The sequence below is a fragment of the Vibrio sp. 10N.247.310.24 genome (assembly GCF_041467175.1).
In the GTDB taxonomy this organism is placed as follows: Bacteria; Pseudomonadota; Gammaproteobacteria; order Enterobacterales; family Vibrionaceae; genus Vibrio; species Vibrio tasmaniensis_A.
The window spans coordinates 15,435-28,149 of the sequence record NZ_JBFSUD010000034.1 but is presented as its reverse complement, the minus strand read 5'-3'; the positions used below and the strand labels follow the sequence as shown (position 1 = coordinate 28,149).

10 protein-coding genes are annotated in these 12,715 nt (G+C 43.9%); 8 read left to right on the top strand and 2 right to left on the bottom strand.

Annotation, left to right across the window (positions count from 1 at the left end):
* Positions 1 to 146 precede the first annotated feature (146 nt).
* A complete protein-coding gene (locus AB6E08_RS12445) occupies positions 147 to 428 on the top strand; it encodes a hypothetical protein (RefSeq protein ID WP_009846127.1) in 282 nt (93 codons plus the stop codon).
* On the opposite strand, the gene AB6E08_RS12440 is transcribed toward AB6E08_RS12445, so the two are convergent.
* The gene (locus tag AB6E08_RS12440) at positions 425 to 1,615 is read right to left on the bottom strand and encodes a GGDEF domain-containing protein (protein WP_102582608.1); all 1,191 of its coding nucleotides are present in this window, start codon (positions 1,613 to 1,615) and stop codon (positions 425 to 427) included. The genes AB6E08_RS12445 and AB6E08_RS12440 overlap by 4 nt on opposite strands.
* 334 nt (positions 1,616 to 1,949) lie before the next feature.
* Here AB6E08_RS12440 and AB6E08_RS12435 point away from each other — a divergent pair, with 334 nt between their 5' ends.
* From AB6E08_RS12435 to manA, 7 genes are all read left to right on the top strand, one after another.
* Positions 1,950 to 2,288, top strand: coding sequence for a DUF1840 domain-containing protein (locus AB6E08_RS12435; RefSeq protein ID WP_372064609.1), 339 nt, complete (start codon positions 1,950 to 1,952; stop codon positions 2,286 to 2,288).
* A 113-nt stretch (positions 2,289 to 2,401) separates the two neighbouring features.
* Positions 2,402 to 5,317 (top strand): alkaline phosphatase family protein, encoded by a 2,916-nt coding sequence (locus AB6E08_RS12430; protein WP_372064607.1) that lies wholly within the window; start codon positions 2,402 to 2,404, stop codon positions 5,315 to 5,317.
* A 366-nt stretch (positions 5,318 to 5,683) separates the two neighbouring features.
* A complete protein-coding gene (uhpT, locus tag AB6E08_RS12425) occupies positions 5,684 to 7,078 on the top strand; it encodes a hexose-6-phosphate:phosphate antiporter (RefSeq protein ID WP_372064605.1) in 1,395 nt (464 codons plus the stop codon).
* A gap of 188 nt (positions 7,079 to 7,266) precedes the next feature.
* Positions 7,267 to 7,875, top strand: a complete 609-nt coding sequence (uhpA, locus tag AB6E08_RS12420) for a transcriptional regulator UhpA (RefSeq protein ID WP_009846132.1) — start codon at positions 7,267 to 7,269, stop codon at positions 7,873 to 7,875.
* Positions 7,875 to 9,371, top strand: coding sequence for a signal transduction histidine-protein kinase/phosphatase UhpB (uhpB, locus tag AB6E08_RS12415; protein ID WP_372031593.1), 1,497 nt, complete (start codon positions 7,875 to 7,877; stop codon positions 9,369 to 9,371). Before uhpA ends, uhpB begins: the two co-directional genes overlap by 1 nt.
* 8 nt (positions 9,372 to 9,379) lie before the next feature.
* Positions 9,380 to 10,720 carry an MFS transporter gene (locus AB6E08_RS12410; RefSeq protein ID WP_372031596.1) on the top strand — a complete coding sequence of 447 codons (1,341 nt, stop codon included), beginning with the start codon at positions 9,380 to 9,382 and terminating at the stop codon, positions 10,718 to 10,720.
* A 266-nt stretch (positions 10,721 to 10,986) separates the two neighbouring features.
* Positions 10,987 to 12,192 carry a mannose-6-phosphate isomerase, class I gene (gene manA, locus AB6E08_RS12405; RefSeq protein ID WP_102257668.1) on the top strand — a complete coding sequence of 402 codons (1,206 nt, stop codon included), beginning with the start codon at positions 10,987 to 10,989 and terminating at the stop codon, positions 12,190 to 12,192.
* 11 nt (positions 12,193 to 12,203) lie between these two features.
* Here the strand turns inward: manA and AB6E08_RS12400 are convergent, their stop codons facing one another.
* Positions 12,204 to 12,713 carry an N-acetyltransferase gene (locus AB6E08_RS12400; RefSeq protein WP_017100903.1) on the bottom strand — a complete coding sequence of 170 codons (510 nt, stop codon included), beginning with the start codon at positions 12,711 to 12,713 and terminating at the stop codon, positions 12,204 to 12,206.
* Between the last annotated feature and the right edge of the window lie 2 nt (positions 12,714 to 12,715).

The following is a 12,715-nucleotide window of genomic DNA, read 5'->3' as shown; positions in this document are numbered from 1 at the left end:
ATAAACTTGAATAGCTGTAGTTTATGTAATTTGATTTAAAAAGAAGATGGCACAGTGTTGAGTGACTTATTCGAAAATTTTGAACAGGTAAGAATATGAAATTATGTCTATACTTGAATAGAGAGCAGACCGCCAAGGAGGCCGCTATGGCAGTACAGCAAAAACATGGCGAAAGGCAAGGTCGGATGGGCTTTGATAACGATTTTACAACGGAGCAAGGTCAGCGTTTTACAGAGGTTGCGAATAAAGCGGTTAAGCGCCGTGTTAGAAAGCACCAAGCAGATGGGCCTTTTATACACTCGGCCAAGCAAGCCGCTTTTAAAACCGTTGCTAAATCTAAGAACGAAAACCGAAATTTAGTACGACAAGTCGTATGGATTATTGTTATTGGCTTAGTGAGTTTATGGGCCATGTATATGGCAGGCTAGCGTGGACGCGTTTTTAATAACGTAACATTGCTCCCTTCGACCTTCGCTTCAAGACAACCTTCAAGCTCAGATGATTCCGATTCTGAGAAGGCGAGGTTCGTTGGTAGCTCTTCTATCAAGGTTGATACGGGATTATCGTGATAATAAGCGTATCGATTTTTTCCTGAATGTTTGGCAACATACATCGCTTTATCAGCACATCTCGTCAGCTCATGTAATTCTTGAGCATCTTGCGGGTACAACGAAACCCCAACACTGAGTGTCAATTCCTTGATTCTCTCGTTTGTCTGGCAACCACTTTCGAATAGCCCACAAATCCGATCTAAAATACCGTCTAGATCCTTGCGAGTTGGTACATCGTAGAGCATCAAAACAAACTCATCTCCAGCAAAGCGCGCAATCGAATAATCGTATTCATGACTTACCCTGTCTCTGGTTCGGATGTTGTTGCTCAAACGATTCGCAAAATGCTGCAAAACACTGTCTCCGACGTCGTGCCCGTAGCTATCATTAATGCCTTTAAAGTCATCTATGTCCAAAAAAACTAATGCAGTCAGTGAGCGTTCACTATCCACTGTCGCAAGTTTTTCTGTCGCCCAGCGTTCAAAGCTCCAACGGTTTGCCAAGCCTGTTAGTTGGTCTCTATAGGCCAGATCTTCAATCCCCTCTTTATATAGGCGTTGAATATAACTGACGGCTTTTGTGTAGTAATAAGCTGATGTGTGACATACCAAGCTCATTGTAAATAAGCTAAGAATAAACCGGTGTGAGCTGCTAAAAGGTAAAGAAAAGCTGCTAGGCATCGCTGTAATCAAGGTGCTGATAAATACACAAAATGAGGTACTGAATATAATGCCAATTCTGAAATCGTTTATGAAAATGACGGCAGCCAAAATCGGGTAGAGCCAGAGTGTCCGCTCGGGAATGGCGTGACTGTACAAGAATAGGATGACTCCTTGAACGAGCAGAACACCACTTAGAATCAATTCTGAATACTCAGCGGCAGTGACTTTTTTTACGTAAAATGCATTGGAGATAGCAATAAGTGCAAAACACAGTTCGAAAATTGACAGCGTGTAATGCTGACCTTGGAAGTAAGCCCAAGTGTAGAATGTGAATAACGCAGCGGCAGCCAGTGAAAAGGAGTGGACAATTTTTTGCTTGCGAGTGGATCGTATGTCCGCCATTTCTTCTAGGTGTCTGCCGACGAGCCTTTTCATGTGATTTGTGCCAAAGATTTTGATAATTGATGTTAATAGTAGATGAAATAAAAGTCATAGCAGAGTGTTAGTGACCTTTTTAGTGTGACTACTATCAAGGTTTCATATTTAAATGATGAGTGACTCACAATAAATAGTGATGCGCGTCACTAACGGTGCGGATGTATCCGAGAGTGAAACAATCAAGGTTCTAGTTGCAGGAAGTTACTTGGCTATTATCTACTTGCTTTCCAATGCGTTACTCAACATAGTTTGTAGATAGCTATTGTTTATAGATACCTAAATTTGATAGAGGCTCAGAATGTTAATTACCTTTAGTTGCAAGGCTCATGCTAGCGTCACGATGTTTGGTGAAGTCGGTCTTCAGTTCGTTAAGATGCTTGGACATAGTGGCACTATCCCAGGAGCAATTGATGCTTCAGAGGTTTCTCAAGCGTTAAGCAATTTGCGTGCTGCGATCGCCGCTGAGCAGAGCAAGCTGGTAGAGCAAGAAAATGCCGATGATGACAGTGAAGAAGCAGTTGTTGAAGCGCCTGTTAATATCGGTAGCCGAGCTTTCCCGTTAGTTGAACTATTGAAAGCGGCCATTAAAGACGAATGCGAAGTGATGTGGGAAGACGGTAGCGGTAAGCGATTGTAAGAGTATTTGAGCTCTTCGAATCAGAAAACAAACGTTTTCATAGGTTGACTAATAAATGCAAACTGAAACAATAAGTCGCATTTATAGAAGTGTGTTGATCTAAAGGAAATTTGATGAGCTCTTATTCTCACGTTCGCAGTTACGCCAGTTTATTCAGTGTCTTATCGTTGGCGGTTACGTCAGCTCCGAGTGCCGCTGATATATCAACAACGCCCGTCATTGGTGGCGTTTTTAGCTCCAGTGAAGTGTTGAAAAATCAGGTGCTTTCAAGCCTAAGTTATTCTGCCAAACTCACTCGTGATGCGGCTCTTTTCACGATTGGTGGCGTTACATTAGATGCGTATATTCTCGCTCTCCCTTTAGATGTCAAAACAAAAGCCAGAGTCGTTGCTCAGTTATCTAACCCGACGTACTCAATTCCTTTGGGTTATTTTCTCTATAGTTATTACGACCGCTATTCAGGCTTGGGCAGTGAAGATGTGTTCAAATCTTACTTGTCGACGGTTTATGATAAGCAGGCGCTAAAGGGCTTTGAACATAGCCTCTATCATGTTGGAGATAAGCCAACCTCAGAGCATCACGAGCCAGATACCTCGACTGAAGCAACGGGACATCATGAAGGTATTCGTATCGATGAACAGTTCATTGCTAACATGGTGGTTATCTACGATGCGTTATTCGAAATTGGTGTTTGGCAGGATATGGACACGCTCCCTGCGAATTACACATACTTAACCAATAGCCCTAAAGATCTAGCGATCATCGCTCAGATTCAACCGATCATCGTTGATTTGATCGGTAAAGCGGCATTGGGAATGGATGACGGCGACATGAAGTCTGCAATGTTGGCGATTGCAGAAGATGGTAAACCAGAAAACGCTGATAAGCCGAATAACAAAGCCCAAGCTCTTACCATCACTCTCATTGATTTTGTGCGCTTAAACTTGCTTAAAGCTTACCGACAGTTTGTGTTTAAAGAAGAACGTGCAGAAGCGCTCGATGAGTGGATGCAGCAAGCGTTCAGTGACCAGCCTGATGCGCTCATTCAATTCTTAGAATCCCAACAGAACAAACGTTTTTCGGTCCAGGTGACCGTCGATGGTTTACAGCAAGGATTGATTGAGGGGTTGGTCGATCAAGATTCACCTTTCATTTCGGTTGCTTATCAGAACCATAAAAACCGAGCGCAATATAAACCTCAGTTAGAAACGGTGATTGAACCTGAACATCAACAGCAGGTGAGGTTCATGGAAGTTCTGTCTGAACAAACCTACCGTGATCCGAATTATCTTCCGTTCTTCAAAAATCTCTATCAAGAGCATCGAGACAATATTAGCCGAGTGGGTATCTCTTCAACTCCAACAATCAGCGTACGTAATCTACCGATCATCAAAACGGGCGCAAAAGTGTCTGGTAACGGTGGTACGGGTATCCCTAATTTCCACTTTGTTGACCGAGAGATCGACCGAGCTTATTACTTCTTCGGCAATGATGCCCTGCAGTTGGATGTGTTGATGGCAAACAACAAGGTGCAGACCATGTTTGATCGCCTTGATTACCTGAAAACGCTGAACTGCAACGCTCAATATGATTGGAATGCTCATACTACTTACGACGGGCTAGTAAACCTAGGTTTGGGTGAGTCACTGCGTGATTATGGTGAGAAACGCTGCGTGAAAGAGCTTCAAGAACGTTCAGAAGTCGAAGTGGTTTTGCAAGAAAAGCGTCAAGCCTTGATTGAAGATATTGAAGCGTATCAGTCTATATCTGGCTTTGATTTTTTCACTAAGTTTTCAAAGAGAGCTCTGGTAAAACAGTCGATCACTCAGTTTGCCGAGTTAGATGGAAAAGGGATGCCAGACTACACCTTGGTGTATAACCCATGGCCGGATCACTTCGCACACTTTACCGGTCCTTTTAGTGACGAAATTCTGATGCCGACTGGAGAGCTTAACCGACTGGACTATTGGATTCGCCAGATTGAAGCGACCTACCGCAGTGCAGGCGTTTACGATAAAACGCTATGGGGAATGGCAGGGGATCATGGTTTAACGCCGGTGTTCTACGCGCTCAATCCCGAAAAGCAGGTATTTGAAGGCTTACAAGCAGAGCTAGAGTATCCAATTGTGGTTAAGAAGATATCTTCAGACGAGGGTGAAGGGCCTAAAATCACCAATGCTCTAAGCTACCCAAGCTCGAAGGAATTGGATGTGGTGGTCGCCTCTACTGCTGGTGGTAACTTCATGATGGACTTCTTTAATTCGGCTCAAGGGTGGCAGGTTCAGCCTGTTTACCAAGAACTCACGCAGTGGTCTCCGATTGCAGCGTCAGCTGGTCAGAATATCGACATCATTAATCAGATAGCGCAACGCTTGCCTGAAAGTCTTGATTATATGGTCGTAAGAGAAAGCACATGTGATCAACAACGTTGTGCTGTTCGTGTGATTGGCAATCGTGATTTAAAACGGGTTGATGAATTGATCACACGTGAAGGTGACAAGCTTTTCTATGAGTCATTGGAAGACAACCGAGCGCCGATTTTGCTCAATACGCAAAGGTTAAATCCATACCTAGCATCACCAAGCGAAGCTGATTTTTCACAATATTCTCAATTGGTCGACAAGTGTATTAACCGAGCGGTTAAAGCGGATGTGACAACGTGGTGTAGCAGTACTGAGTGGACTTCATTAACGCAACCAACACCTCGACCAGATTCAGTGAATCAACTGGCTAATATCTACCTTGAAGATAGGGCTGGCACGGTTAACTTGTTCCCTAAAGCGGGAATTGGTTATAACACTAAGGTGCCGGGTCGTCATGCTGGTGAGGATTACTTAGAGAAAGATGCCTTCATCGGATTCTGGGGAGCGCCAATTGGCGATAAGTCTCAGCAATTGAAAATCGAAGCTAACGGATCTTTAGCGCCAACGCTGTTTGAGTATTTGACCGGAGAACCTGTGGTCGAAGGCGAGAACGGTTGGGGGTTTCCGTCGTTGCTGAATAAGTTGGGTGTGTCTAAGAATAATTAAACTCTATTATTTATCGTTTAGGTTACGATACCGTAAAGCGAATCTAATGTGGCTTTTATTAGCCACTTTAGACTTCAATCAACTGCTCAATACAATCGATGTTTAGTTTGCTTGGGGCACCTATTAAATACCTTAACTAACGACACCTTTCCAATACCTCTTCACGGCATAACACATTTTAAATAAAGTGATGCTGTTCACGCTTTCTTGACTCCCAATTCTGAACTAAGAATTTTTCCTAGTTATTCTAAGACCCTCTCTCATGCGGTCGCTTTTTAGACTCCTTATTATTTCATCATCGAATTGCAAAGAGTGCATGGTCAGTAATGTTCCGTGCAGACCTCATCAATAATAAGAGAGTTCACAATGTTAAAGTTCCTAGATCAGGTTAGAAAACCGACGCTGGATCTTCCGGTCGAAACTAGAAGAAAAATGTGGTTTAAACCATTCCTACAATCGTACCTAGTCGTATTCATTGGCTATTTGACCATGTATTTAATCCGTAAGAACTTCAATGTCGCGCAAAACGACATGATTTCTACTTATGGATTATCAATGACCGATCTAGGTCTTATTGGTCTTGGCTTTTCAATTACTTATGGTATTGGTAAAACGGTTGTTTCCTACTACGCGGATGGCAAAAACACCAAGCAGTTCCTGCCATTCATGCTTATCCTATCTGGCCTTGCCATGTTGGGCTTTAGCTTCAGCTTGGGTGGAGGCAGCGCTAGCTTATTCATGATGGTTGCCTTCTACGCATTGAGTGGTTTCTTTCAAAGTACCGGTGGTCCTTCAAGTTATTCGACTATTACTAAATGGACGCCTCGTAATAAGCGTGGGTCGTATTTAGGTCTTTGGAACATGTCACACAACGTAGGTGGTGCAGGTGCTGCTGGTGTAGCGATGTTTGGCGCTAACTACTTTTTTGATGGCAACGTAATTGGTATGTTCGTGTTCCCATCGATCATCGCGATTGTGGTTGGTTTTATTGGGATGCGTTTTGGTAACGACTCTCCAGAAGCATACGGTTTAGGTACAGTTGAAGAGTTGTTTGACGAAGAAATCAGCGAAGAAGATACTATTGCTGAAGAAAATCAAATGACTAAGAAAGAGATCTTTGTTGAATATATCCTTAAAAACAAAGTGATCTGGTTACTCTGCTTCGCGAATATCTTTTTGTACATTGTTCGTATCGGTATCGATCAATGGTCTACAGTTTATGCGTATCAAGAGTTAGGTCTATCAAAAGAAACGGCTATTTCAGGCTTTACTCTGTTTGAAGTTGGCGCTCTGGTCGGTACATTAATGTGGGGTTATTTATCAGACCTTGCTAACGGACGTCGTGCTTTAGTTGCTTGTGTATCGCTTGGACTGATTATTGTATCTCTAGAGTTTTATCAGCATGCAACGAGCGAGTTCATGTACCTAGCATCACTATTCGTACTTGGCTTCCTAGTATTCGGTCCTCAACTGTTGATTGGTGTTGCTGCGGTAGGTTTTGTTCCTAAGAAAGCAATCAGTGTGGCTGATGGCGTGAAAGGCACATTTGCTTACCTAATTGGTGACAGTTTTGCCAAACTTGGCCTAGGCATGATTGCAGACGGAACGCCTATTTTCGGCTTAACAGGTTGGAAAGGGACATTTGCAGCACTCGATACTTCTGCTGCCATTTGTATTGTTTTACTGTTGTTCGTTGCTATTGCGGAAGAGAAGAAGATTCGTCACGCGAAGAAGATGCACCTAGCGGCTCAAAACGCGTAGCTTGTCTGAGTACTTGTTCTCGCAAAGATAGTTTCGGGTAGATAGTTTCACGTGCTTTATTGGTTTAAAGCACGTGAGATCATACCAATCGTTAGTTCGATTCAGTATCATCTCTACCAATAAACTTAATTTTAGATAGCTCCTGTTGGGGCTATTTTTCTTTCTCACTCTTAATTTTGGTTAATATCATGATTAATGTTGCGCTTGTTGATGACCACGTCATTGTTCGATCTGGCTTCGCTCAATTACTCAGTCTTGAAACTGATATAACGGTCGTGGGGGAGTTTAACTCTGCGGCAGAAGCGCGCCTCGGACTGCCAAGTTGTCACCCTGATGTCGTTATCTTGGATATTTCAATGCAAGATGAAAGTGGCCTGAGCTTATTGGAAGAGATTCCATCTGGCATTGCTAGTATTATGTTGAGCGTACATGACTCTCCGGCGATGGTTGAAAAGTCATTAGAGTTAGGAGCTAAAGGTTATCTCAGTAAACGCTGTAGCCCTGATGAGTTAATTCAGGCCGTACACACGAGCGCAAATGGCGGCTGCTACCTTACGCCAGATATCGCCATAAAACTTGCGACACCAATGAAGAATAAAGCCTCGTTAAATCAGCTCACCCGCAGGGAAAGCGAAGTGTGCCAGTTATTGGCGACAGGGCTCGACGTGAAATCTATTGCTGTCGAGTTAGGGGTTAGCCATAAAACGGTACATGTGCACCGTGCCAATGCCATGGACAAACTCAATGTTAAGAACAACGTTGAGTTAGCTAAATTGTTCGCTCAAGACCAGTACTAATGCGTTCTTATCTAGCCACCTCCTTATGCGGGGTTTTTATGGCTGGCTGTGCATGGTTCTGTTTATGGGTTATTGCCTTCTATTTCATTAATGACCCTGAGTTAGCCATTCTGCTTTTCCCATTCTCACTCCGGTTAGGAATGACGCTGCACACTCGCACTCACTATTGGCCTGCTATCTATATTGCAGAGTGGGGGCTCGCGATTGCCCTCGCTCTCCTACTTGATGAACCTCAATGGCTGACGATACTAATCGCCAGTGGACTAAGTATTCCAGCCACTCTAATTGCCAAACGTTATTATTCTGGTGACCTGAATCGTCACTTGTTGGTGATGGCGAGCTTAATCATGGTCACAGCACTCATCAATGTTGCCGCGGTCAGTTCTCATGTTCCGGCTGTTTACATGGTGTGGTTGGTGAGCATCACGGGTGGTTTGATGTTAGTGCCGATGTGTTATCTGGTATGGAATTACCTATTCCAAAATAAGTGGGCGCCACTGAGCTCTTACTTAATCAACAATGTCATTGAGTTCAAAATCCGTCACATCGCTTTATATAGCCTCTTGTTGGTCGTCAGTATTTTGATACAAACCAGTTTGCCAGATGAGCTAAGGCGCTTCGCCCCGTTCTGTATGGCTATCCCTATTATCTTGCTCGCCGTTCGTTATGGATGGCAAGGCGCCTTGCTCGCTACCCTGCTAAATAGCGTCGCGTTGATTGCAGCCCACAGTGGCACGTCCAAACTCGAAATTACTGATTTACTCTTGTCTCTTTCCGCTCAGACCATCACAGGTATTTTGCTTGGTTTAGCTGTTCAAAAACAAAAAGATCTCAACTCGAAATTACGCAGTGAGCTCTCTAGGAATCAAAACCTTTCCCGTCAGCTAATCACGGCTGAAGAATCGGTTCGTCGTGATATTGCCCGTGAGTTACATGATGAGATAGGCCAGAACATCACGGCAATTCGGACTCAAGCGAGCATTATCAAACGTGTCGATGCGGCTGAAATGAGCGTTCGCTGTGCTGGTACGATTGAATCATTGTCGTTGAATGTTTATGACACCACCAAGCGTTTGCTAACAAAGCTAAGACCAAAAATGTTGGACGACCTTGACCTGAAGGACTCCGTTGAACAGCTCATACGGGAAATGGAGTTTTCAGATCACGGCGTTGATATCCAGCTAAATTGGCACGGTGACTACTCATGTTTGAGTGACACGCTCAAGGTTACTCTCTTCCGACTGTGCCAAGAGTCTTTAAACAATGCCCACAAATATGCTGAAGCAAGTGAAATTAGAATAGAACTGATTCTAGATGATCAAGCTTATCTTCGAATTACAGACAATGGTGTTGGTTTTACAGCGCAGGATCTTCTCAAAGGAATGGGTGTTCGTGGTATGCAAGAGCGTGTTCAGGCGCTCGGTGGCAAGATGGCAATCAACGCTAATGACTCTTCTTCGGGTACTAATATCAGCGTTACATTACCTAAAGTGTGAGAACGAATATGTTTGGATTTCTGCGCTCAACAACGTCAAAAAGTCATACTCTAAGCGATGATGAGATCAATCAGCGTTATCGTTATTGGCGTCTTCACATCATGATAGGAATGTATGTCGGCTATGCAGGTTTTTACTTCACTCGTAAAACCTTTAATTATGCCGCGCCAGCCATGATCACCGATCTTGGCTTAGACAAAGGCGATATCGGCTTGATTGGCACGCTCTTTTATCTTTCTTACGGCTTATCTAAGTTTATTTCAGGCACCATATCGGATCGGTCGAACCCGCGTTACTTCATGGGGCTCGGCCTAATCGCGACAGGCTTGATCAATATCGCGTTTGGTTTTTCTAGTTCGTTGGCGGCTTTTATATCGCTTTGGGTGCTTAATGCATGGTTCCAAGGCTGGGGCTGGCCATCGTGTTCCAAGTTATTGACGACCTGGTATTCTCGCTCCGAAAGAGGCTTTCGCTGGGCTATATGGAATACAGCACACAACGTTGGTGGGGCATTGATTCCTATTCTCGTCGGCTATCTAACTCTCCAATACAGTTGGCGAACTGGGTTTATATGGCCGGGTGTGATTGGTGTTTTTATTGGTCTTATCGTCTGTTTGCGCTTACGTGATAAGCCCACGACCATGGGGCTTCCGACGGTAGGGAAGTGGCGCAATGACCATCTAGAATTGGCGCAAGAGAGCCATGGGCAAGGGTTAAGCTATCGAGAGATCCTGAAAGCCTATGTGTTCAGCAATAAGTACATTTGGCTGCTCGCCTTTAGCTATGTGTTGGTTTACATCGTAAGAACGGCAGTTAACGACTGGGGCAATTTATATCTCACCGAAGAGCACGATTATAGTTTGATAAACGCCAACGCTGCGTTGTCTCTGTTTGAGATTGGCGGTTTCGTTGGTTCACTTGTTGCTGGATGGGGATCGGATAGGCTGTTTGGTGGTAACCGTGGTCCCATGAATATCCTGTTCGCGATTGGTATCTTCCTCTCAGTATCCGCTTTATGGCTTATGCCTCTAACCAACTTTGTGTTTCAAGCGGCTGGGCTGTTTTGTGTAGGCTTTTTTGTGTTTGGCCCTCAAATGCTAATAGGTATGGCTGCCGCGGAATGCTCACATAAAGACTCCGCAGGAGCTGCGACAGGCTTTGTTGGCTTATTTGCCTATATGGGTGCTGCACTTTCTGGCTACCCATTAGCGCTCGTTCTAGAAACTTATGGCTGGAGTGGGTTCTTCATTACCATCTCGACTTGTGCGGCCGTTATTGGCTTGCTGCTACTGCCTTTCTTACAAGCTCAATCGCCTCAGAAAAGTGCAGAGGTTCGCTCTGGCTTTTAAGGGATTTCTTCGTAAATAAGATAGCTGCTAATGGTCCTCTGGTTATTATGCAGCTACCCTATCTTCAGCTTTTTTTTACGTAGCATTCAAATGTGACTCTTTTCACGCTTTTCATGGTTCTCACCTGTTTCTAAGAATTTTTCCTATTGCGTCTAAGACCTCATCTCATGTGGGTTCTAGCTGCTCTCTGTAGTCTTTCTAATTATTTACGTTATTAGAAATCAGCTCTCTGAATTGTGTTCAAAGGGCTCACTACGGAAAACGCCATGTCACTCAGCCACTTCTCAGAACACTCATTTTTCCCAATGGAAAACACCATCCAAAATTATGCATGGGGGAGTATTTCTTCGATACGTGAACTGTTTGGCTTTAAGAATGAGTCACAAGAGCCGCAAGCGGAAGTTTGGATGGGAGCGCATCCAAAAGGTTGCTCAATGGTTAAGCTTGACCAACATTTGGTGCCTCTCTCTGAGCTGATTAACAAGAATAAACCCGCTTATTTATCTACTGATATTGCGCAGGAGTTCGGTGAACTGCCGTTCTTGTTTAAGATCTTGGCAGCAGAAAAAGCGCTATCGGTCCAGGTCCACCCAAACAAGCACCAAGCCGAGTTAGGCTTTGCGAGAGAGGAGCAAGCAGGAATCCCTCTGACTGCAGGGCATCGTAATTATAAAGACTCTAACCATAAACCTGAATTGGTTTACGCGATCACTGAGTACCAAGCGATGAATGGCTTTCGAGAATTTAATGAAATATTAGGTTTGTTCAGAAGATTAGACTCTAGCGTGCTCGCTGGCTTGATTGAAGAGTTTGGGACCCACCTTGACTCTCTAGGTTTAGAAGCGTTTTTCCGTGATCTATTAACGCTTAATGACCAATGTAAACATCAAGCACTAGAGCAACTTCTGACTTACGCAGAGGCTCACCAAGATCAAACAGAATTTGCATTGATCATTGAACTTAGCCATCAGTACCCGAACGATATCGGTCTGTTTTGTGTTCTGCTGCTTAACTTGATCACACTAAAGCCAGGTGAAGCGATGTATTTGAATGCGAACACTCCGCACGCTTACATTAAAGGTACCGGGCTTGAGATTATGGCAAATTCAGACAACGTGCTACGAGCAGGTTTAACGCCAAAACACATTGATGTCGCTGAGTTAGTCGCCTGCACAAAATTCACGCCAATTCCGTTCGAAGGCTTGTTGTTAGAGCCATCAAAACTGGGTAAATGTGATTGTTATGATATCCCGGTCAGTGACTTCAATTTCAATATCTTTCATCGTCCTCATCAAGAAGAAGTTATCACAAGTGGCGCTGAAATTTTAATGGCAATAGATGATGACCTAGTGCTAATGAGTCAGAAAGGCGAGCACTTAACCCTCACCAAAGGGCAATCGGTATTTATCCCAGCCTATATTGGTCACTACGAATTGAGCAGCAACGGCCGAGTGGCTAGGGCGTTTAATTAGCGAAGTCGCTTCTAGTTTAAATAGAGAGTCATCCCCACGAAATTAGTATCACTATCATCAACAATTTGGTAGCCAAGCGCCTGATAAAAACTGATGGCGCGGGTGTTACTTCTAAAGCTCGACAGAGTGACTTGGTTTCGTTGTTCTTGATGGGCTTTTTCGTGGATGAGTGACATGACTTTTTTACCAAGAGACTGACCTTGGTATTGAGGGGAAATGATCAGCAGATGAATATGGTATGCGTTGTCATAAGGCTTAAAGCAGACTAGTCCTACTTTCTCATTTTCGCTATATATCCAATGAAACCAAGAGGGATGATAATCATTGATTAGGCGTTGACGTTGGAAGTCGTCGTCCCATCCGAAAACGTTATCTACGTGTATGAAAAGACCTTGTTTAACACACGTAAACAGTTCTTCGAATTCAGAATTTGAAACGAGCTGGAGTTGTATATTCTCTTCTTGTCTTGCCACTTTGCTTTCTTCCTTATCAAACGCCTTTGAATAAGCAAACAGTAACATAA